The organism is Azospirillum brasilense, assembly GCF_008365405.1.
Lineage (GTDB): Bacteria > Pseudomonadota > Alphaproteobacteria > Azospirillales > Azospirillaceae > Azospirillum > Azospirillum brasilense_D.
On the sequence record NZ_QOKV01000002.1, the window covers coordinates 60,666 to 80,607 of the forward strand.

The following is a 19,942-nucleotide window of genomic DNA, read 5'->3' on the forward strand; positions in this document are numbered from 1 at the left end:
CATTGGTGCGTTCCGTGCACCGGACCGCATCGTTTTTTCTGCTTGTGACACGAACTGTGTCCGGTAGTCTTGATCTTGCCGGGAGCGGATCGGCCTGATCGAAATCTCTACCGGCCATCGGATAGTCTTCGTGATTTCCGAGACGGGCGATCTCTTTACTCTCATCGCCTGTCCAATGAAGCCGCTCGGCGCGCGTCGCGGCAGCGATGCGCGGCCTTCCACAACCAGGAAAGGACAACCCGCGCGTGATCGATCTTTCGGGAAAGGCGGCCATCGCCGGCGTTTTTGAATCGCCCCGCCGGGATGCGCCGCGCGTCCATCCCTTCGCCCTTCAGATGGAGTGCATCCTCGGCGCGCTGGACGACGCCGGGTTGACGCTGAAGGACGTGGACGGGCTGTGCGCGGCCTCCGGCGACTGGGCCGAAGGCGGCAGCACCATGGATGTGGTCGAACTGGCCGAATACATCGGGATCGCGCCGACCTACGTGAACAGCACCGATGTCGGCGGCTGCTCCTACATCCTCCAGGCCGGGCAGGCGGCGGCAGCCATCGCCACCGGGCTGGCCGAGGTGGTGGTCATCAGCTACGCCGCCTGCCCGCGCTGGTGGCCGCTGAGCAGCCCGTCCTTCGACCCCTTCGTCTTCCCCGCCGGCCCCGGCCAGTACGAGATTCCCTACGCGCCGACGCTGATTTCGACCTACGGCCTGTTCGCCCGTCGCCATATGGACCTCTACGGCACCACGCCGGAACAGCTTGCCCAGGTGGCCGTGACCTTCCGCGAGCACGCCGCGAAGAACCCCGACGCCCGGCTGCGCAAGCCGATCACGGTGGACGACGTGCTGGCCTCGCCGATGATCGCGTCGCCGCTGCACCGGCTGGATTGCTGCGTGGTGACCGACGGCGGCGGCGCCGTGGTGATGACCAGCCGGGAGCGGGCGCGCGACCTGAAGAAGCCGCCGGTCCATCTGGTCGGCTACGGCGCCGCCGTGGCGCGCACCCAGAACAGCCAGATTCCCGACGACCTGACCACCCCGGCGGCACTGTCCGGCCCGCGCGCCTTCGCCATGGCCGGGTTGACCCCCGGCGAGATCGATGTGGCGCAGATCTACGACGCCTTCACCATCACGCCGATGCTGGCGCTGGAAGATCTGGGCTTCTGCGGGCGCGGGGAGAGCGGCGCCTTCGTCGCGGACGGCAATCTGACGCTGGGCGGCAGCCTGCCGACCAACACCGACGGCGGCGGCCTGTCGTCCAACCATCCCGGCAAGCGCGGCATCTTCACCCTGATCGAGAGCGTCCGACAGCTCCGCGGCGAGGGGCCGGGCGTCCAGGTGCCCGACGCCCGCATCGCCCTGGCCCATGGGCTGGGCGGCACTTTCTGCTCCGCCGCCACCGCCATCCTTGCCCGGTAAGGTGCCCCGATGACCGCCATGACCATACCGCCTGTCCAGGACGAGACCTCCGCCCCCTTCTGGGAGGCGGCGCGCGAGGGGCGCTTCCTCATCCAGCGCTGCCCGGAGACCGGACGGTTCCAGTGGTACCCGCGCGCCCATTCCATCCACGCCCCGCACGCCCGCCCGGAGTGGGTCGAGGCGAGCGGGTGCGGTGAGCTGCTGACCTATTCGGTCGTCCATCGCGGCAACCAGCGCGGCGATCCCTACGTCTGCGCCCTGATCCGGCTGGAGGAGGGCGTCACCGTCTTCTCGCGCGTCGAGGGGGTGGATGAGCCGGATTTGCGGGCCGGTCTGCCGCTCGCCGTGGCCTTCCACCAGCTCGACGAGACCACCAGCCTTCCCGTGTTCCGCCCGCGGACTCCTGACTGAGGGTGCCTTAGAATGACCGCCATCCATCTCGACGACATCAAGCCGGGCGACCGGGCGCGCTCCTCGCGTGTCACCGTCACCGAGGCGCACATCGTCTGGTTCGCCGGCCTGACCGGCGACTTCAACCCGCTGCACATGGACGCCGAGGCCGCCAAGGCCAACGGCTTCGGGCGGACGATCGCCCACGGCATGCTGACCCACTCGCTCAGCACCGGTCTGCGCTCCGCCATCGACGACTGGGCGATCCTCGCGTTCCTGGAGACACGCCGCCGCTTCGTCGGCCCGGTCTTCGCCGGCGACACCGTGCATTACGAGGCGGAGGTGGCGGAAGTCCGCCCCAGCGCCTCCAAGCCCGACCGCGGCATCGTCCGCGTCGCCATCACCGTGAAGAACCAGCGCGGCGAGACCGTGCAGGAAGGCGAGGACGTGCTCTCCATCGCCCGCAAGGAGGCGCAGGCATGAGTTCCGCTGTCGCTCATTCCAACCGTCTCGCCGGCCGTGTCGCCTTCGTCACCGGCGGCGGCGGCGGCATCGGCCGCGCCGTCTGCGAGCGGCTGGCCGCGGAGGGCGCGGCGGTCGTCGTCGCCGACATCGGGGCGGAGGCCGCCGAGAGCGTCGCCGCCGCATTGCGCGCCGAGGGGGCTCAGGCCCACGCCACCGCGCTGAACGTCGCCGACCGGGAAAGTTGGGAGGCCGCCGTGGCCGGATTGCCCGAGGCTTTCCGGGGCGTGGACATCATGGTCAACGTCGCCGGCATCGTCCGCGATCGCTCGCTGGCCAAGATGACCGACGCGGAATGGAGCGCCGTCATCGACGTGAACCTGCGCGGCACCTGGCTGGGCTGCCAGACCGCCTTCCGGCTGGTCGGCGACCGCGGCTGGGGGCGCATCGTCAACATCGCCTCCACAGCCATCCTGGGGACCTTCGGGCAGGCCAACTACTCCGCCTCCAAGGCCGGGGTGGTCGGGCTGACCCGCACTGCCGCCCTGGAAGGGGCGCGCCGCGGCATCCTGGTCAACGCCGTCGCTCCCGGCGTCGTTGAGACCGCCATCGTCGAGGGCGTGCCTGACGCGGTGCGCTCGCAATGGCTGGAGAAGACGCCCATCGGGCGCCTGGGGAAGCCGGCGGAGATCGCCGCCGTCGTCGCCTTCCTGGCGTCCGACGACGCCGCCTACGTCACCGGACAGACCATCGTCGCCGACGGTGGGGCGACCACCGGCGACTACTGATTTCCGTTCAAGAACGACGCCGAAACGGCGATACCGCAACAACAAGACAGGGATTGGCAACATGATGGAATTCTCGCGCCGCCGCCTTCTCCAGACCGGCGGACTCGTCGGCACCGCCCTGGTGACCGGCGGGCTGGCCGGCACCGCCTTCTCGCGCATCGCGTCGGCGGCGGACGATCCGCTCTACGCCGCCGCCAAGAAGGAAGGCGCCCTGACCCTCTATTGGGGCTCCTACGAGCAGCAGACGATGGAGGCGATCCGCGACGCCTTCAAGGCCAAGTATCCGGGCATCGAGGTGAACCTGCTCCGCCAGGCCTCGCAGACCGTCTACACCCGCCTGCGCATGGAGTTGCAGAGCGGCGTCCACGAGTGCGACTCGCTGGGCACCACCAACATGCTGCACTACACCGAGCTGAAGAAGATTGGCGCGCTGGCGCCCTTCGAGCCGGTGGACGGCGTGCACATCCCGGACGCCTTCCGCAACCTCGACCCGGACAAGATGTACCATGTCGGCGCCATCAGCCTGACCAGCATCAACTTCGCGCCGGGCAAGGTGCCGTCTCCGCCGCAGAGCTGGCAGGCGCTGCTGGAGGACCAGTGGCAGGGCAAGATCACCACGGGCAGCCCGGCCTTCTCCGGCGACGTGGCGAACTGGGTGGTCGCCATCCGCCGCAAGTACGGCGACGACTTCCTGCGCGCCTTCGGCAAGCAGAAGCCGAAGGTCGGACAGTCCAACGTCGACACCGTGACCGACATCCTGGCCGGTGAGCGCGTCGTCGGCTCCGGCGCGCCCTTCAGCTACACGCTGACCCAGAAGGCCGCCGGCAACCCCATCGACGTGGTGGCGCCGTCCGACGACGCCATCCTGAACCTGGGCGTCACCGGCATCCTGGCGAAGGCCCCGCACCCGAACGCCGCCCGGCTGTTCACCAACTTCCTCTACTCCACGGAGGTGTCGATGATCCTCCAGAAGAACTACTGGCCGACGCTGCGCAAGGACGTGCCCTGGGCGGAGGGGCGGTCGCTGGACCAGTTGAAGTGGTACCGCAACACCGGTGACGACCTCGGCCCGGAGGTCGCGGAAGGCATCGCCAAGTGGAAGGAACTGGTGCGCTGAGCTTAATTCCCTCTCCCCTCTGGGGAGAGGGAAGGGGCCCACGCGAAGCGTGGGAAGGGTGAGGGTGCCGTCTAGGATCATCCACTGATCCTCGCGCGACCCTCACCCGCCCGCTTCGCGGGCACCCTCTCCCGGGACGGGAGAGGGTTTTGATGGACAATGGAGGCGGACCCTATGGGGGTCATTTCAACGGACAGCCCAGACAGCGCAGCCGCGAGGACCGCGCGCCCGGTGATGGCCCGCGTGCCACTCGCCAGGACCGTGGTCTTCGGCGCCGTCGCCCTACTTCTTTTCCTGCTGGTGGTCCTGCCCTTCGGCTGGGTTCTCAACAACAGCTTCCACGATGACCTGACCGGCGCCTGGACGCTCGGCAACTACGCGCGGATCTTCCAATCCGCGGAGCTTCTGGAACCGCTGTTCAATTCATTGGTCCTCGCTGTGGCGACCGCGGTGATCGCCGTCGGCATCGGCGTGCCGCTGGCCTGGCTGGTGTCGCGGACCGACCTGCCGTTCCGCCGCAGCATCCGCGTGCTGACGCTGACCGCCTTCGTCACCCCGTCCTTCATCGGGGCGACCGGCTGGATTCTGCTGGCCGCGCCCAACTCCGGCTGGCTGAACGCACTGTGGCGCTCGCTCGCCGGGGCGGAGGCGGGGCCGCTGCTGAACATCTACTCGATGACCGGGGCGATCTTCATCTGCGGCATCTACACCGTCCCCTACAGCTTCACCATGGTGTCGAGCGCGCTCGACGAGATGGCCGTGGAGCTTGAGGACGCCGCCGCCACGCTGGGCTCCGGCACGCTGCGCACCATGCTCAGCATCACCATCCCGCTGGTCACCCCGGCGGTGATCGCCAGCTTCATCCTGTCCTTCATCCAGGGGCTGACGCTGTTCGGCGTCCCGGCCTTCCTGCTGACGCCGACCGGCATCCCGGTGGTGACGACCAAGCTGGCCGAGTTCTACCAGCTCTTCCCGCCGGAAATCTACATGGCGGCCGCCTACTGCATGCCGCTGCTGCTGGTCACCGCCATGCTGTTCTGGATGCGCCGCCGCATCCTGGGCCGCAAGCAGTTCGTCACCATCTCCGGCAAGAGCCGGGCGGGGCGGCGGATCGCGCTGGGCGCTGCCCGCTGGCCGGCCTTCGGCGCCGCCCTGCTGCTGCCGCTGGTCTCGGTGTTCCTGCCCTACGCGGCGCTGCTGCTGGTGTCGCTGACCCGCGCCTGGGGCCAGGGCCTGTCGTGGGAGAATCTGTCCCTGCATTGGTACTGGTGGGCGCTGTTCGGCAATTCGGAAACGCACACCGCCATCGTCAACTCGCTGCTGTTCTCGACGCTCGCCGCGACGCTGTGCGTGATGCTCGGCACCGTGGTCGCCTACATCGTGGAACGGCGGTTGGTGTTCGGCGCCAGCCTGTTCGGCGCGGTCACGACCGTTCCCATCATCATCCCCGGCATCGTCATGTCGGTCGGCTTCTTCGCCGCCTACACGCGGGCGCCGCTGAATCTCTACGGCACGCCGCTGCTGCTGGTGGCGGCCTTCGCGGCGACCTTCCTGCCCATCGCCTACGCCCATGGCGGGTCGATCCTGAAGGGCATCGGGCCGGAGCTGGAGCGCGCCGCGCGCAGCCTGGGCGCTGGGGAGGGGCGGACCTTCCTGTCCATCACCATCCCGCTGATGGGCGGCGGGCTGCTGTCGGGCTGGTTCCTGGTCTTCATCCCGATCATCCGCGAGCTGTCGGTGGCCGTCTTCCTCATCACGCCCAAGACCAACGTGATGACCACGCTGATCTACAACGCCAAGGACGGCGGCAACTACGAGGCCGTCTGCGCCATGAGCGTCCTTCTCCTCCTCATCACGCTGGCGCTGGTGGCTGCCGCCGGTCCCCTGACGCGCCTGACCACCGTGCGCCGCACCTCTCGCAAATCTGGTCGTAAAACCGCCCCGGCGGAAGGAGTTCTCCCCACATGAGCGGGATCCGCATCAAGAACCTCCGCAAGTCCTTCGGCACCTACACCGCGCTGCACGGCATCGACCTCCAGGTCCCCAACGGCACGCTGCTGGCCCTGCTCGGCCCGTCGGGCTGCGGCAAGTCCACCACGCTCCAGCTCCTCGCCGGGTTCGAGGCGCCGACGGAGGGGGAGATCTGGGCCGACGATGTGCTGCTGTCCTCGGCGCGCGGGGTGCTGCCGCCGGAAAAGCGCGGCATCTCCCTGGTCTTCCAGAACTACGCGGTGTGGCCGCACAAGACCGTGGCGGAGAACGTCGCCTTCGGCCTCGCCATCCGCCGCCTGCCCAAGGCGGAGATCGCCGAGCGGCTGGACCGCACGCTGCGCACCGTCCGGCTGGAGGCGCTGCGCGACCGCTACCCGTCGGAGCTGTCGGGCGGCCAGCAGCAGCGCGTGGCCCTGGCCCGCGCCTTGGCCGTCGAGCCGCGCATCCTCCTGCTCGACGAGCCGCTGTCCAACCTCGACGCCCATCTGCGCGAGGAGATGCGGTTCGAAATCCGCCAAGTGCACGACCTGCTGGGGCTGACCACCGTCTACGTCACCCACGACCAGTCGGAGGCGCTGGTCACCGCCGACCGCATCGCCGTCATGAAGTCGGGCCATCTCCAGCAGCTCGGCTCGCCGGAGGACATCTTCGAGCGGCCGTCCAACGCTTTCGTCGCCACCTTCATCGGCGCCAACAACGAGTTGGCCGGGACCAGCGAGGGCAACGGCGCCATCCGCGTCGGCAGCCATGTGCTGACCGCCCCCGACCGCAGCGGGGCGGCGCATGGCGGGACGGTGTCGCTCTGCGTGCGCCCCTCCCAGGTCCGGCTGTTCGGCGCCGATGAGAAAGGGCTGCCCGCCGAGGGCTGCAACGTGCTGTCCGGCACGGTCCAGCGCTCCGCCTATCTGGGCGAGTACCGCGACGTGCTGGTGGATCTGGGGGGCGGGCGGACGCTGCGCGCCTTCATCCCGCCCGCGCAGAGTTTCGCGCCGGGCAGCGTGGTGACGGCGCTGCTTCCCATCGGCTCCTGCCAGATCCTCGGGCCGGCGGCCTGATCGCGGCTTAAAACTCAGAAAGTCCGAACGATGACCATCGCCACGACCGGCGAGGCCGACGCCTTGCCCGAAATCCTGACCGAGCGGCGCGGCGCCGTCCAGTGGGTGATCTTCAACCGGCCGAAGGCGCGCAACGCCATCACCCCCTGGATGGAGGACCGGCTGATCGAAATCTGCCGGGAGGTCGACGCCGACCCGGCGGTGAAGGCCCTGGTGCTGACCGGTGCGGCCGGCGACAAGCCCGCCTTCATGGCCGGCGCCGACCTGTCCTGCCTGCAGAGCGTCAAGACGCCGGAGGACTACACGATCCTGGAGGACCGCGCGGAAACCGCGGCGATGGCGCTGGAGGCGGTGCGCGTTCCCACCATCGCCGCCCTGGCCGGCGCCTGCGTGGGGGAGGGGGCTCTGCTCGCCGCCTGCTGCGACGTGCGCATCGCCACGCCGTCGGTGCGCTTCGGCTTTCCCATCGCCCGCACGGTCGGCAACTGCCTGAGCATCAAGAACCTCGCCCGGCTGGCCGCCATCCTCGGCACCGCGCGGACCAAGGAGATGATCTTCAGCGCCCGCCTGCTGACCGCCGACGAGCTGTCCGGGGCCGGCGCCCTGCGCGGCGTCGTTGCGGAGGAGGCCCTCACCGACCGCACCCAGGAACTGGCCGAGGAGCTGGCGGGCCTCGCCCCGCTGACCCTGTGGACGACCCGCGAGGCGCTGCGGCGCTGGCGGGACCATGGGCTGCCGGCGGACGGCGACGCGGACCTGCTGCGCCTCTGTTACCTTTCCGCCGACTATCAGGAGGGCATCGCGGCCTTCCTGGAGAAGCGCCGTCCGGTCTGGGTGGGGCGGTAGAGCGTCCGCGGCGGCGTCAAATCCCTCTCCCGCCCCGGGAGAGGGTGGCCCGCAGGGCCGGGTGAGGGTCCTGCGAGGATCAAGGCACGGATTCTTGACGGCACCCTCACCCTTCCCACGCTTCGCGCGGGCCCCTTCCCTCTCCCGGGACGGGAGAGGGGAGGGCCTTGCCGCCACTTGGACCCTTCACTATCCTGGCGCCGCACCACGCGCCCCTGCGGGCGTTCCGCCGCCAGGGGACCCGCCTGTCATGCCGACCACGACCGACGACCTTCAGAGCGGCGCCCCCGACGTTGCGGCGCTGGAGCGGCGGTTGCGGGCCGCGCCCGACGATCTCGCGGCGACGCAGGAGCTGGCCGGGTTGCTGCTCCGGACAGGCCGCGCGGCCGAGGCCGAGCCCCACGCCCGCAACGCGGTCCGGCTGGCGCCGGAGGACGCGCGATCCCACACGCTGATGGCGCTGGTGCTGGCTGATACCCAGCGGCCCCAGGCCGCCGAGTTCCATTACCGCCGGGCGCTGGCCCTGGCGCCGCCGGACGCCGCGACGCTGGCCAACATCGCTTGGAGCCTGACCGGGCAGGGCCGCCTGGAGGAGGCGCGGCGGACCTACCGCCGGGCCGCGGCGCTGCACCCCTCCATCGCCCTGACCTGGCACGGCTGGGCACAAACCGAGGACGCCGCCCGCGACCTGCCCGCCGCGCAACGGCTGGTGGAGCGCGCCCGGTGCCTCGACCCCCACCACCGTGGCGCCGACACCTTCGCGGCGGCCCTGCTGGCACGGCAGGGGGACGGAGAGCAGGCGCTCGCCCTCCTGGACGCCTCGGCCGTACGCCATGGCGGCCCCAACCCCGACGCGCTGCTGGAGACGGGGCGCATCCTCGACCGGCTGGGCCGCCATGACGAGGCCTTCGCCGCCTTCGCCGCCGGCAAGGCGCTGCTGCGGCAGGCCGGGCGCCGCTACGGCGAGGAGGAGGCGGTGGACCTCATCGCGCGCCTCGCCACCTTCTTCGTGGCGCCACGCCTGCGCCTGATGCCGCGGCCCGCCACACCCGCCGCCACGGCCGCCGGGCCGCAGCCGGTCTTCATCGCGGGCGCTCCGCGTTCCGGCACCACGCTGGTCGAGCAGATCCTGTCCTGCCACCCGGCCGTCGCCGCGGGGGACGAGCTGCCCGCGCTCGGCGCGGTGGTGCGGGCGCTGCCGCAAACTCTGGGCAGCCCGCTCGGCTATCCCGAGGCGCTGTCGGAGCTGTGGATGGGCGACCAGCGCGACGGGCTGGAGCGGCTGCGCGACGCCTACCTCCGCCACGCCCGCAAGCTGGTCCCGGCCAAGCCCGGCCACACGCTGTTCACGGACAAGATGCCCTTCAACGAGACGCATCTCGGCCTGATCGCCCTGATGTTCCCCACGGCGCCGGTGGTGCATGTGCTGCGCCACCCGCTGGACGTCGTGCTATCGATGATGGGCACCAACCTGACCCACGGCTTCCATTGCGCCAACGACGTCGAGACGGCGGCGCGCCACGTCCTGCTGGTGTTCGATCTGGTGGAGCATTACCGGCGGGAGATGCCGCTGCGCTACCTGCCGCTGCGTTACGAGGATTTGGTGCGGGAGCCGGAACCGGCGGTGCGGCGCTTGCTGGGTTTCCTCGGGCTGGGTTTCGACCGGCGCTGCCTGCGCTTCGAGGAGAACCGCCGCCACGCCCGCACGCCCAGCCACGCCCAGGTCGCGGAAAAGCTCTACAGCCGCTCCATCGACCGCCACCGCGCCTACAAGGCCCATCTGAAGCCGGCGATCCCGATCCTGGAGCCGGTCATTCTCGGGCTGGGCTACAGCCTGTAACCGCAGCCATGCCGAGCACGCCATCCGACAGCGACCTGTGCGAAATCCGCCGCCGTGAAGGCCGGCTGGACGAGGCCGCCGCCCATGGCCGCCGCGCCGTTGCGCTCGACCCCGGCGACGCGGCCTGTTGGTACAATCTCGGGGTGGTGCTCTACGACCGGCTGGAGGTCGCGGCGTCGATCTCCTGCGAGCGGCGCGCCGTCCGCCTCCGCCCGGACTGGCCGGGGCCGCACTTCGAGCTGGCCGAGGGGCTTCTGCTCTCCGGGCAATGGGGGGAGGGGTGGCGCGAATACGAATGGCGCTGGCGCCTTCGCGGCGTGCCGCCGCTGGTCCCGCCGTCGCTCCTGACGCGCGGCGGCTCGTCCGCCCCGCGGCCGTGGGATGGGCGCCCCTTGCCCGAGGGCATTCTGCTGCTGGTCGCCGACCAAGGCTTCGGCGACACCATCCAGTTCGCCCGCTACCTGCCGATGGCGGCGGCGCTCTGCCCGGCTCTCGTGGTGGCGTGCAGCCCGGAGATCCTGCCGGTGATCCGCGCGCTTCCCGGCGGACACCGGATCGTCACCGATTGGGAGGAGGCGCCGCCCTTCGACGCCTACGCCGCGCTGTCGGGCCTGCCGGGGCTGTTCGGCACGGGGATCGACACCGTCCCGCCGCCGCTCCCCGGCCTGCGGGCCGAGCCGGAGCGGGTGCAGCGCTGGGCGGAGCGCCTGGACGGGCTGCTGCCCCGCGGCTACCGCCGCGTCGGGCTGGTCTGGGCGGGGCGCCCGACCCACGGCAACGACCGCAACCGCTCCCTGCCTCTCGCCCAACTGGCGCCGTTCTTTGCGCTGGAGAAGACCGCGCTGGTGTCGCTCCAGAAGGGGCCGGCGCAGGCGGAGGCCGCCCGCTATTACGGGGCGGCGCCGCTGGTCGACTTGGGGCCGGAGCTGGAAAGTTTCGCCGATACCATGGCGGTGCTGGGGCAGCTCGACCATGTCGTCTGTGTGGACACGGCGGTCGCTCATCTGGCCGGGGCGATGGGGCGCCCGACCGCGGTTCTGCTGCCCCACGCGCCGGATTGGCGCTGGCTGCTCGGTCGCGGCGGCACGCCCTGGTATCCCACCGTCACGCTGCACCGGCAGCCGGCGCCCGGACAATGGGATGAGGCCATCCGCGGCGCCGTCGCCGCGGTGGCCGGGGGCAGGCTCAGGGCTTCAGGGCGGCCAACCCGTCGGTGATGCCCTTGGTGGAGAGCGGGAAGGCCACCGCCTGGGTCCCGCCATAGGGGCGAACCGTGATCTGCGCGCTCTTGGAGCGGCGCAGCGCGGTCAGCGTCGCCTCGTCCATCGGGGCGTTGGCGAGGCAGCCGTCCTGGATGCACTGCTGGTAGGTCAGCGGCAGCGGCTTGCCGTCGTCGATGGTCAGCGCCGCGCCGGCGCGCAGGTCGACGCCCAGCGGCAGGATGACGACCATCACCCCTTTGCCGTCGGGGGCGAAATAGCCCACCGAGGCCTTGAGGATGCGGGTCGCCTGCTTCGCCTCCTTGTTCTCCATCACGCGGGTCTGCGACAGGAAGCAGCGCGGCTTGCCGTCGGGGGGCGTCTCGCATTCGGTTTGCCAGTCGCCGAAGGTCTTGCCCGGCTCCACCGCCCCGGCGGGCAGGCCGCCCGCGAGGAGGAGGGGGAGCGCCGCCAGCGCCCCCGTGATGATCGCCTTGCGCATCGCCGTCATGTTCCTCACAGCTTCCACTTCAGGCCGGCGGTCGCCGACACCGTGTTCTCGCGGGCGCGGATCGCGTCCTGGACGCCGATGGTGGCGGTCAGCCGGTCGTCCAACGCCACGCCCAGCCCGGCGCCGACCACCAGGGCGTCGCGGCCCGGCTTGCTGGCGTCGGCGGCGAAGGCCACACCGCCCAGCCGGTTGGTGGTGGAGGCCGTGGCGTCGGCGAAGTCATGCTCCCATGCCAGGGCGGCGTTGGGCAGCAGGCGCCAGCCGCCGACCGTCACGCTGGTGCCGGCGCGCACGCCGAGCGAACTGCGCAGGCTGGTCCAGCCCGCCGCCTCGACGTCCAGCGCCACGCCGCCGCCGGACTCGCGGAAGGCCTCGCGGGTGATGCGGTCGAAGCGCAGGCCGGCCCGCGGCTCGATCCAGGCGCTGTCCGACCCGGCGAAGGCCATGCGGTGACCGGCGGCGATCTCGACGGAGAAATCGTGACCGTCGGCGCTGCCGCTGGCGCCCTGGCCCAGCGTGCCGAAGGCGATCCCGCGCGAGGCGTCGTAATTGGCGTAGCCGTAGCCGATGGCCCCCTCGACAAAGGGGCTGTCCGCCGTGCCGCGCAGGCTCCAGGAGCCGTAGAGCGTCGCCTGGTAGCTGTCCACGTCGGCCTTGCCCAGCCCGTCGCGCGAGGTGACGCGGTTGCGCAGGTAGCCGAGCGCCAAGCCGCCGCTCACGCCGTTCTCGTAACTGTGGTCGGCGCCCAGCAGGAAGCCGCCGATCCGCTCGGTGGTGCCGGCGGCGTTGCCGTCCGAGCCGGTCCGGCTGTAGGCCGCCAGCGGCTGGCCCCACACGCCGCCCGACCCGCCGCGCGACCCACTGGTCTCGCCGGTCTCGCCGACGGCGCGTGTGCCGTTGCCGCCACCGGCCAGCCGGACGCCTGAGGAGGACGCCGCGCCGCCGCGCAGGGCCGACAGGCGGCTCTCCACCGCGCTGCCGAACAGACGGCGGTTGGTGCGGTCGGCGGCCAGTGTGTCGGCGTGCAGCTTGCCCGAAAGCTGGTCGAGCGCCCCGGCGATGCCGCTGCCCGGCAGGCCGTAGAGGCCGCTGAACAGCGGGGCGGCCACGCCCTCCAGCCGTGCCCCGGCGGCCGGCCGCAGCGCGTCCACCGCCGCACCGGCGGCCCGCTGGTTGGGCGTGCCGCCGCGCACCGCGTAGTTGGTCGGAGTGACCACCAGCCGGACGGTGTTGGCGCCGTACAGCGTGTCGAAGCGGGTGCCGGCCGGCAGGCCCGCCGCCGGCTGGGTCACCGCGGCGAAGCTGCCGGACACGCCGCCGTCCGCCTGGACGATGGTGAAGCTCTGCCCCAGCGTGGCGGTGTAGGCGTTGGTGGCGTCGCCGCTGATGCCGCGCAGCACCGGAGCCAGGGTGCCGCCGGCGGTGAAGGACGCGGTCTCGACGCGGATCTGATCGTGATAGCCGGCGCCGTTGCCGGCGGTCGGGCCGTCGATCTCGGCGCGCAGCACGCTGGTGCCGGTCAGCGTCACGGCGGACCGGAAGGTCAGCACGCCGGGGGAGTTGCCGGGCAACAGGGTGCCGGACAGCACCGCCGGCCCGACGACCACGCCGTGCCCGCCGAACGTCGATCCGGCGCCGGTGGTCAACGATCCGGCGACGACCCCGTCCACCGTGGCCGCGGCGCCGCTGCCCAGCGTGACCGCCCCGGTGGTACCGGTGGCCGCCACGGTGATGGTGCCGTCGCCGACGGTGACCGGCGCCATGACGACGCCGGCCAGGGTGGCGGTGCCACCGGAGGTGACGGTGACCGCCCCGTTGACCGCGCCGTTGACGGCGACGGTCAGGGTGCCGCCCTGGACCGCCAGCGTGCCTCCTACGCCGCCGCCCTCGACGACGGTCATCGCGCCGCCGCGGGCGACCGTCACCGGGACGGCCACGACGCCGCCGACCGTGGCGCTGCCGCCGTCGTTCAGCGCCAGCGTGCCGCCGGCGACCACGCCGCTTTTCGCAATGTTCAGGGCCGCGCCGCCGCTGACGGACAAGCCGCCGGCGTTGGCGAGCTGGCCGGAGACGACCACCGCACCGGGACCGCTGGCGGTGAGTGCGCCGCTGCCGCCGACGGAGCCCGCCAGGGTAACGGTGCTGCCGTCCGGCGTGATGGTGCCGCCACGGCTGGTCACGGTGACGGATTGGCCGAGCGTCAGCGGCGACGCCGGACGCAGCGTGCCGCCGTCGAAGGTGACGGAGCCGCTCTGGACCGCGCCGTCGCCGTTGGTGAAGCTGGGGCGGCTGGTGTCGATCACGCCGGCCGCCGGAGGCGTGGGGGTGGGCTCGGGATTCGGGGTCGGATCGGGGTTCGGATTAGGGTTGGGGTTCGGATTAGGGTTGGGATTGGGGTTCGGCTCCGGCTCCGGCTCCGGGATCACCTTGGTGAGGGTGAGCTGAATCCGCTTGTTCGCCGTGTCCAGGGTGGCCGTCGGGGTCAGCGTCGGGTCGCTGTTGGTGACGGCGGTGAAGCCTCCGGACACGCCGCCCGCCGCCGTCAGGATGGTGTAGGTCGTGCTGTCGCCGTAGCCGCCGCCGGTGGAGGTGATGGCCAGCGCGCCGCCCATCATGGCGGTGCCGGTGACGGCCAGCTTGCTGGCGGTGCTGGAGGTCGTCCGGATCGCCAGCGTGCTGCCGCTCTGCTGCGTGTAGTTGCCGGTGATGGTCAGCGTGCCGGGCGTAGCGGCGCCGCCGGGAGTCAGGGTGGTGCCGGACGGGCTGGTCACGGTGCCGACGACCGTGCCCGTCCCGGCGAGCGTCGTCCCGCTGGCGAGCTGGAGCGCGGTGGTGAGCGAGCCGTCGACACGCAGCGTTCCGGTCTGGACGTCCGTCGTCGTGACCGAACTCGTGCCGCCCAGGGTCCACTGCGTTCCGGTGAGGGTCAGGGTGGTGGTGCCGGCTATCGGCCCGGACAGGGAGCCGCTTCCTTCCAGCACGAGATTCTGAGTCCCCATGTCGTTCAACACCCCGCCGAGGACGACGCTGGCGTCCTTCAGGATGATGGACGTGGGGGATACGGTTGCAGCGGTTCTGATCGCACTGAAGCCGGGACCGGCGACGATCGTTCCGTGGTTGATGATGGTGGATGGACCGACGATGGAAATTGCGTCGGTTGGCCCGATGATCGTGCCGTAATTGGTGATTGCGCTCGGCGCCAAGGAGCCCTGGACCTTGATTGCGGGATACTGTGTCTGGAAATACTGGTTTTCCGGCATCAAACTCTTGATCAGCGCGGTCCGGTCCGCCGAAGATCCGTTCGTGATTTCGGCAGCGTGGGCGGTTTCGATGGCCGACCAGTTGCCGATCACCGTCCCGGTGTTCTGGATGACCGATGTCGACCCGTTCGAACCGTTCAACAGAATGCCGACATAGGCATTCGTCACATGAATCAGGCCGGAGTTGATGACGGTGCCGTAATTCTGCGCGTAGATGCCGTCGGCTTGGTTGTAACCTGCCAGAAGTGAAATCCTGATGGTGCCCTGGTTGGTCAGAGTCCAACCGCCGTTCGCGTTGATCCAGACGCCGGTGCCCAGATCGTTCGGGTCCGTTCCGGTGCCGCTGTCGACCACGCCACCGGTGCTGGTGATGAGGATGTTGCTTCCGCCCGGATAGAAGGACTGGTTCGTGATGGTCGACAGCGTCTCGATCGGCGCCGCGCTCGCGGCGAGCGACACGCCGAGCGCGATGGGGGCGGCGACCATCGCCGGAAGGCGCCCGCCCGACATCAGGCTTTGGCGGATGGTGTCGAGGGAGGATGGCGACGGCGGCATGGGCGACTCACCTTGCAAGCGGGGCTTAAGCGTTACGACCAATGGTATGAACCACCCAATCATAACGAGCACCACTTTTGACCGCCAAGAAAAATTACAAAGCAAACAGAACTCTTCATGCTTGATTTTTTTCTAATGTCACAGCATGTTTCAAAGTATATTTATGGTTTTGCTCCCTGTTATTGCGGGTTTGTTGCTTCAACAACTGTATTTTTGAGAAATTCTCCTGAAGTAGAAAGTTCTCATGAAAGTTTTCACGTTTTATAAGTAACTACTTTATGGAAATTTGCATTTCGGAATGACGAAATTTGTTGCAAGCGATGTTCTTGCAGAGCCCTGAGGGGTCTTCACGGCACTATTGCCGCCAATTCCAACGCCAATGTTAATGATTGGGAGCCATCGTTCCAACGCCGGCGGCCCTTGTCGAAGGACCGCCGGGATGGCGACGCCTACGCGAGGCGGGCGTTCAGGGTGATCTCGGTTCCGGCCAGCGCCTTGGACACCGGGCAGTTCTTCTTGGCGCCCTCGGCCTGCTGCTGGAAGGTCTCGGCGTCGATGCCGGGGATCTCGGCCTCGCAGTCGAGTTCGATCTTGGTGATGGCGAAGCCCTCGCCGACCTTGTCCAGATGGACGCGGGCGGTGGTGTGGACGCGCGTCGGCGTGTGCCCGGCTTTCGACAGGCCGGCGGACAACGCCATGGAGAAGCAGCCGGCGTGGGCGGCCGCGATCAATTCCTCAGGGTTGGTGCCGGTGCCGTTCTCGAAACGCGACGGGAAGGAGTAGGCGCCTTCGAAGGCGCCGCTGCCCAGCCGCATCGTGCCCGAGCCTTGGGCAAGGTTGCCACGCCATTCCGCATCCGATTGCCGCACAGCCATGGTGATCTCCCGATCTTGTGTTTGTTCGATGAACCGCCGCTCAAGTTAGAGCCGTTCGGAGGAACGGCAATCGCCACAAGTGTTAAGCACGAGGAGCGTTTGGCACCCGAAAAGCACCCTGGGCATACGGAAAAGCAGAGGAAGGCGCAGAACAATTAAGGTTTTGTGGCGTTGTCCCCGGCACAGGGAAAGCCAGAGGTTGAATGGGGGTAAGGGGAATGAGCATGCGCCAACCGGATTGGCAGGTCGCGGCCGGAGCGCCGCCGCGGGGCGGCGATGCCCCGGCGGTCAGCGTGGGCGACATCCGGACGCTTCTGGCCGAGAGCGGTTGGCTGGCCACCGACGCTTCCAACTTGTCCGACGAGGACGATCTCTACGCCGCCGGATTGACTTCCCACGGGTCGGTGAACCTGATGCTGGCGCTGGAGGAGCGCTACGGTGTCGAGTTTCCGGAACATCTGTTGCGCCGCCGCACCTTCGAGAGCATCGCGGCGATCCGTTCCGCGGTTGCCGGTCTGCTGGACGGTGCGCCGGGCGGGATGGAGGCCGGATGAGGGCGCCCGCGCCGGACAGCTTGTCCGCAATGGCCGGCGAGGCTGCCGCCGAATCCGCGACCGAGGCCGCCGCCATCGCCGGGCGCCACGCCGACAGCGTGGACCGCGAGGCGCGCTTTCCCGCCGAAGCCTTCGCCGCCCTGAAGGAAGCGCGGCTGCTCGGCCTGTTGGTGCCGCGGGCCTTCGGCGGCGGTGGCGGCGGTCTGGCCGACGCCGCGGCGGTGGCCCACGCGCTGGCCCAGACATGCCCGTCCAGCGGGCTGATCTACGCCATGCACCAGATTCAGGTGGCCTGTCTCGTGCGCCATGGGCAGGGCAGCGACTGGCACCGCGGGCTCCTGGAGCGGTTGGCCGCGGAGCAGCTTCTTCTCGCCTCCGCGACGACCGAGGCGGGGATCGGCGGCGATGTCCGCTCCAGCGCCTGCGCGGTCGAGGACGAGACGGGCGGCGCCTTCCGGCTGGAGAAGCAGGCGACGGTCATCTCCTACGGGGCGGAGGCCGACGCGATCCTGGTGACGGCGCGCCGCAAGGCGGACTCGCCGCCCTCCGATCAGGTGATCGTGCCGGTGCTGCGCGGTCAAACGCAGTTGGAGGAGATCGGCGGCTGGGACACGCTGGGCATGCGGGGCACCCGCAGCATCGGCTACCGGCTGGTGGCGGAGGCCGAGCGGGCGCAGATCCTGCCGCTGCCTTACGCCGACATTTCCGCCCGCACCATGCTGCCGGTTACCCATATATTATGGAGCAGCGTCTGGCTGGGCATCGCGACGGACGCGGTGGCGCGGGCCGCCGCCTTCATCCGGGCGGAGGCGCGCAAGCGCCCCGGCACCCCGCCGCCGGGCGCGCGGCGGCTGGCCGAGGCGACCGCCGGGCTTCAGTCCATGCGCGGCCTGGTGCGCGGCGCGCTCGCCCGGTTCGAGGCGGCGGCGGACGATGCCGACCGTCTCACCGCCCTGGGCTTCGCGGTCGCCATGAACACGCTGAAGACCGAAGCGGCGGACATGGTGGTGCGGATCGTTGGGCAGGCGATGCTGGCCGGCGGCTTGGCCGCCTACCGCAACGACAGCCCCTACAGCCTGTGCCGCCACCTGCGCGATGCCCACTCGGCGCCGCTGATGATCAACAACGACCGGATACTGGGCAACACGGCGAACCTGCTGCTGGCGCACCGGGACAACGGCTCTCTCTTCGGCTGAGATTTTTTCGGAACGGAACGCGGCGGATGGACATGCGGGCAGAAGGCACACCGGTGGAGAATGGGCAGACGGCGTTCCGCGACGCGCTGATCGCGGCCGGGCTGCTGATCCCCACGGGGGTCGATGGGCTGTACGGCCGCAGCGGCGTCTTCGAGGACGTCGTGGAGCGCTTCAACGACCTGATCACCGCCTGGGGTGGCGGTGACGGGGCGGACGTCATGCGCTTCCCCCCGGGGGTGGCCCGCCACCAGTTCGAGCAGAGCGGCTATCTGAAGAGCTTCCCGCACCTCGCCGGCACGGTCCACGCCTTCAAGGGTGACGAGCGCGCCCACCAGTCCCTGCTGCGCCGGCTGGAAGAGGGGGAGGAGTGGACCGACTCCCAGATGGCGACCAACGTCGTCCTGACCCCGGCGGCCTGCTACCCCGTCTATCCCACCATCGCGGAGCGCGGGCCGTTGACCGCCGACGGCGCGTTGGTCGATGTCTACTCCTATTGCTTCCGCCATGAACCGTCGCTCGACCCGGCGCGCATGCAACTGTTCCGGATGCGCGAGTATGTGCGCGCCGGAACGCCGGAGCAGGTGATGGCCTTCCGGCAAAGCTGGGTGGAGCGGGGGCGGGCGCTGATGGAATCGCTGGCCCTGCCGGTGGCGGTCGATCTGGCGAACGACCCATTCTTCGGGCGGGCCGGGCGGATGCTGGCGGTCAGCCAGCGCGATCAGGGGCTGAAGTTCGAACTGCTGATCCCCATCGCGTTGGCGGAACAGCCCACCGCCTGCCTCAGCTTCAACTATCACCAGGACCATTTCGGGCTGCTGTGGGACCTGCGTACTCCGGATGGCGCGGTCGCCCATACGGCGTGCGTCGGCTTCGGGATGGAACGGGTGGCGCTGGCGCTGTTCCGCCATCACGGCTTCGACGTGAAGGCGTGGCCGGCCGCCGTGCGCGCCGTCCTCTGGGGCTGAGCAGGGAGGGGAGGCCGGGCATGGCGCATCCGCTCGACAGGCCGGACCGCGATTGGGCGGAGACCAACTGCTACACCGATCTGTGGCTCGGGCTGCTGCGGGCGCTGGGGATGGAGCCGATGGCCTCCCTGGCCTTCACCGTCGCCCAGGATTTCGAGGGCGACCAATTCACCTTCTTCAAGATACCGCCGGAGGACCTGCGCCGCCTCTATGGTTTGGAGGTGCAGGAACTCGCCCTCTACGACCGGGTGGAGACGCACGCGACGGTGCAGGTGGCACGGGGGCGCCCGGTGCTGGTGGAGGTGGACGGCTATCACCTGCCGGACACCCGCGGCACCTCCTACCGTGCGCAGCACGTCAAGACGACCATCGCGATCCTCGGCATGGATGCGGGCGCGCGGCGGCTCGACTACATCCACAACGCCGGACGCTTCACGCTGGAGGGGGAGGATTACGACGGCTTGTTCGCCCCCGCTCCCCTGTTCCCCTATGTGGAATTCGTAAAGCGCAGCGGTCCGCCCTTGGAGGGGGACGCACTGACCGACGCCTCGCGCGCCCTGCTGTCCCACCATCTGCGCCGCCGCCCGGCGGGAAACCCAATCACTGCCTTTCGCGCCGCTCTGCCGGAGCATCTGGAGACGCTGGCCGCCCGGCCCATGGACTATTTCCATCTCTACGCCTTCAACACGCTGCGGCAGGTGGGGGCGAATTTCGAGCTTCTCGGCCTGTATGCGCGCTGGATCGGCGGACCGGCGGAGGCGGCCGAGGCCTGCGCCAGCCTCTCCACCACTGCCAAGGCCTTTCAGTTCCAGTTGGCGCGCGGCGTGCACCGGCGGCGCTTCGGCGATTGTGCGGAACCGCTGGAGGCGATGGAGCGCGCCTACGACGGCGTGCTCGGCGCGCTGGTCCGTCGTTACGGGTGACG

Annotated in this window: 17 protein-coding genes; 14 read left to right on the forward strand and 3 right to left on the reverse strand. The window is 70.0% G+C overall.

Annotation, left to right across the window (positions count from 1 at the left end; translation table 11 throughout):
• The first annotated feature begins 245 nt into the window (after positions 1–245).
• The 10 genes from DS837_RS04665 (at position 246) to DS837_RS04710 (ending at position 11,119) form a co-directional block, all read left to right on the forward strand.
• The gene (locus DS837_RS04665; RefSeq protein ID WP_200775580.1) at positions 246–1,412 is read left to right on the forward strand and encodes an acetyl-CoA acetyltransferase; all 1,167 of its coding nucleotides are present in this window, start codon (positions 246–248) and stop codon (positions 1,410–1,412) included.
• Between the two features lie 18 nt (positions 1,413–1,430).
• Positions 1,431–1,823, forward strand: a complete 393-nt coding sequence (locus DS837_RS04670; RefSeq protein ID WP_247889766.1) for a Zn-ribbon domain-containing OB-fold protein — start codon at positions 1,431–1,433, stop codon at positions 1,821–1,823.
• 12 nt (positions 1,824–1,835) lie between these two features.
• Positions 1,836–2,285 carry a MaoC family dehydratase gene (locus DS837_RS04675; protein WP_149163666.1) on the forward strand — a complete coding sequence of 150 codons (450 nt, stop codon included), beginning with the start codon at positions 1,836–1,838 and terminating at the stop codon, positions 2,283–2,285.
• Complete coding sequence (gene fabG, locus DS837_RS04680; protein ID WP_149163667.1) at positions 2,282–3,052, forward strand: 3-oxoacyl-ACP reductase FabG; 771 nt, start codon at positions 2,282–2,284, stop codon at positions 3,050–3,052. The genes DS837_RS04675 and fabG overlap by 4 nt, the downstream gene beginning before the upstream one ends.
• 61 nt (positions 3,053–3,113) lie before the next feature.
• Positions 3,114–4,169, forward strand: coding sequence for an ABC transporter substrate-binding protein (locus tag DS837_RS04685; protein WP_149163668.1), 1,056 nt, complete (start codon positions 3,114–3,116; stop codon positions 4,167–4,169).
• Between the two features lie 243 nt (positions 4,170–4,412).
• A complete protein-coding gene (locus tag DS837_RS04690) occupies positions 4,413–6,137 on the forward strand; it encodes an ABC transporter permease (protein ID WP_211102084.1) in 1,725 nt (574 codons plus the stop codon).
• Positions 6,134–7,216, forward strand: coding sequence for an ABC transporter ATP-binding protein (locus DS837_RS04695; RefSeq protein ID WP_149163670.1), 1,083 nt, complete (start codon positions 6,134–6,136; stop codon positions 7,214–7,216). Before DS837_RS04690 ends, DS837_RS04695 begins: the two co-directional genes overlap by 4 nt.
• Before the next feature lie 30 nt (positions 7,217–7,246).
• Entirely contained in the window at positions 7,247–8,062 is an 816-nt protein-coding gene (locus DS837_RS04700; protein WP_149163671.1) for an enoyl-CoA hydratase, read from the forward strand.
• 250 nt (positions 8,063–8,312) lie between these two features.
• Complete coding sequence (locus DS837_RS04705; RefSeq protein WP_149163672.1) at positions 8,313–9,902, forward strand: tetratricopeptide repeat-containing sulfotransferase family protein; 1,590 nt, start codon at positions 8,313–8,315, stop codon at positions 9,900–9,902.
• An 8-nt stretch (positions 9,903–9,910) separates the two neighbouring features.
• The gene (locus tag DS837_RS04710) at positions 9,911–11,119 is read left to right on the forward strand and encodes a glycosyltransferase family 9 protein (RefSeq protein WP_149163673.1); all 1,209 of its coding nucleotides are present in this window, start codon (positions 9,911–9,913) and stop codon (positions 11,117–11,119) included.
• Here DS837_RS04710 and DS837_RS04715 read toward each other — a convergent pair.
• The 3 genes from DS837_RS04715 to DS837_RS04725 all read right to left on the reverse strand — a co-directional run bounded on the left by DS837_RS04715 (position 11,088) and on the right by DS837_RS04725 (position 16,302).
• Positions 11,088–11,612, reverse strand: a complete 525-nt coding sequence (locus tag DS837_RS04715) for an invasion associated locus B family protein (RefSeq protein WP_149163674.1) — start codon at positions 11,610–11,612, stop codon at positions 11,088–11,090. The two genes, DS837_RS04710 and DS837_RS04715, sit on opposite strands and share 32 nt — an antisense overlap.
• A gap of 5 nt (positions 11,613–11,617) precedes the next feature.
• A complete protein-coding gene (locus tag DS837_RS04720; protein WP_149163675.1) occupies positions 11,618–15,427 on the reverse strand; it encodes an autotransporter domain-containing protein in 3,810 nt (1,269 codons plus the stop codon).
• A gap of 449 nt (positions 15,428–15,876) precedes the next feature.
• Positions 15,877–16,302: an OsmC family protein gene (locus DS837_RS04725; protein ID WP_149163676.1), complete on the reverse strand. Its 426-nt coding sequence runs from the start codon at positions 16,300–16,302 to the stop codon at positions 15,877–15,879.
• Positions 16,303–16,526: 224 nt separating this feature from the next.
• Between DS837_RS04725 and DS837_RS04730 the strand changes: the two genes are divergently transcribed.
• The 4 genes from DS837_RS04730 to DS837_RS04745 are packed head-to-tail and all read left to right on the forward strand — an operon-like array spanning position 16,527 to position 19,940.
• The gene (locus DS837_RS04730) at positions 16,527–16,856 is read left to right on the forward strand and encodes an acyl carrier protein (RefSeq protein WP_149163677.1); all 330 of its coding nucleotides are present in this window, start codon (positions 16,527–16,529) and stop codon (positions 16,854–16,856) included.
• Entirely contained in the window at positions 16,853–18,052 is a 1,200-nt protein-coding gene (locus tag DS837_RS04735) for an acyl-CoA dehydrogenase family protein (protein WP_149163678.1), read from the forward strand. Before DS837_RS04730 ends, DS837_RS04735 begins: the two co-directional genes overlap by 4 nt.
• Before the next feature lie 26 nt (positions 18,053–18,078).
• On the forward strand, positions 18,079–19,017 hold the full coding sequence (locus tag DS837_RS04740) for an amino acid--[acyl-carrier-protein] ligase (protein ID WP_247889767.1): 939 nt from the start codon (positions 18,079–18,081) through the stop codon (positions 19,015–19,017).
• Positions 19,018–19,037: 20 nt separating this feature from the next.
• The gene (locus DS837_RS04745; RefSeq protein ID WP_149163679.1) at positions 19,038–19,940 is read left to right on the forward strand and encodes a DUF1839 family protein; all 903 of its coding nucleotides are present in this window, start codon (positions 19,038–19,040) and stop codon (positions 19,938–19,940) included.
• Positions 19,941–19,942 lie beyond the last annotated feature (2 nt).

Coding starts and splice junctions, on each gene's coding strand:
- DS837_RS04670 (WP_247889766.1), top strand. CDS start 1,431: ATGACCATACCGCCTGTCCAGGACGAGACCTCCGCCCCCTTCTGGGAG.
- DS837_RS04685 (WP_149163668.1), top strand. CDS start 3,114: ATGATGGAATTCTCGCGCCGCCGCCTTCTCCAGACCGGCGGACTCGTC.
- DS837_RS04705 (WP_149163672.1), top strand. CDS start 8,313: ATGCCGACCACGACCGACGACCTTCAGAGCGGCGCCCCCGACGTTGCG.
- DS837_RS04675 (WP_149163666.1), top strand. CDS start 1,836: ATGACCGCCATCCATCTCGACGACATCAAGCCGGGCGACCGGGCGCGC.
- DS837_RS04725 (WP_149163676.1), bottom strand. CDS start 16,302: ATGGCTGTGCGGCAATCGGATGCGGAATGGCGTGGCAACCTTGCCCAA.
- DS837_RS04740 (WP_247889767.1), top strand. CDS start 18,079: ATGGACATGCGGGCAGAAGGCACACCGGTGGAGAATGGGCAGACGGCG.
- DS837_RS04730 (WP_149163677.1), top strand. CDS start 16,527: ATGCGCCAACCGGATTGGCAGGTCGCGGCCGGAGCGCCGCCGCGGGGC.
- DS837_RS04745 (WP_149163679.1), top strand. CDS start 19,038: ATGGCGCATCCGCTCGACAGGCCGGACCGCGATTGGGCGGAGACCAAC.
- DS837_RS04735 (WP_149163678.1), top strand. CDS start 16,853: ATGAGGGCGCCCGCGCCGGACAGCTTGTCCGCAATGGCCGGCGAGGCT.
- DS837_RS04720 (WP_149163675.1), bottom strand. CDS start 15,427: ATGCCGCCGTCGCCATCCTCCCTCGACACCATCCGCCAAAGCCTGATG.
- DS837_RS04715 (WP_149163674.1), bottom strand. CDS start 11,612: ATGACGGCGATGCGCAAGGCGATCATCACGGGGGCGCTGGCGGCGCTC.
- DS837_RS04695 (WP_149163670.1), top strand. CDS start 6,134: ATGAGCGGGATCCGCATCAAGAACCTCCGCAAGTCCTTCGGCACCTAC.
- DS837_RS04710 (WP_149163673.1), top strand. CDS start 9,911: ATGCCGAGCACGCCATCCGACAGCGACCTGTGCGAAATCCGCCGCCGT.
- fabG (WP_149163667.1), top strand. CDS start 2,282: ATGAGTTCCGCTGTCGCTCATTCCAACCGTCTCGCCGGCCGTGTCGCC.
- DS837_RS04700 (WP_149163671.1), top strand. CDS start 7,247: ATGACCATCGCCACGACCGGCGAGGCCGACGCCTTGCCCGAAATCCTG.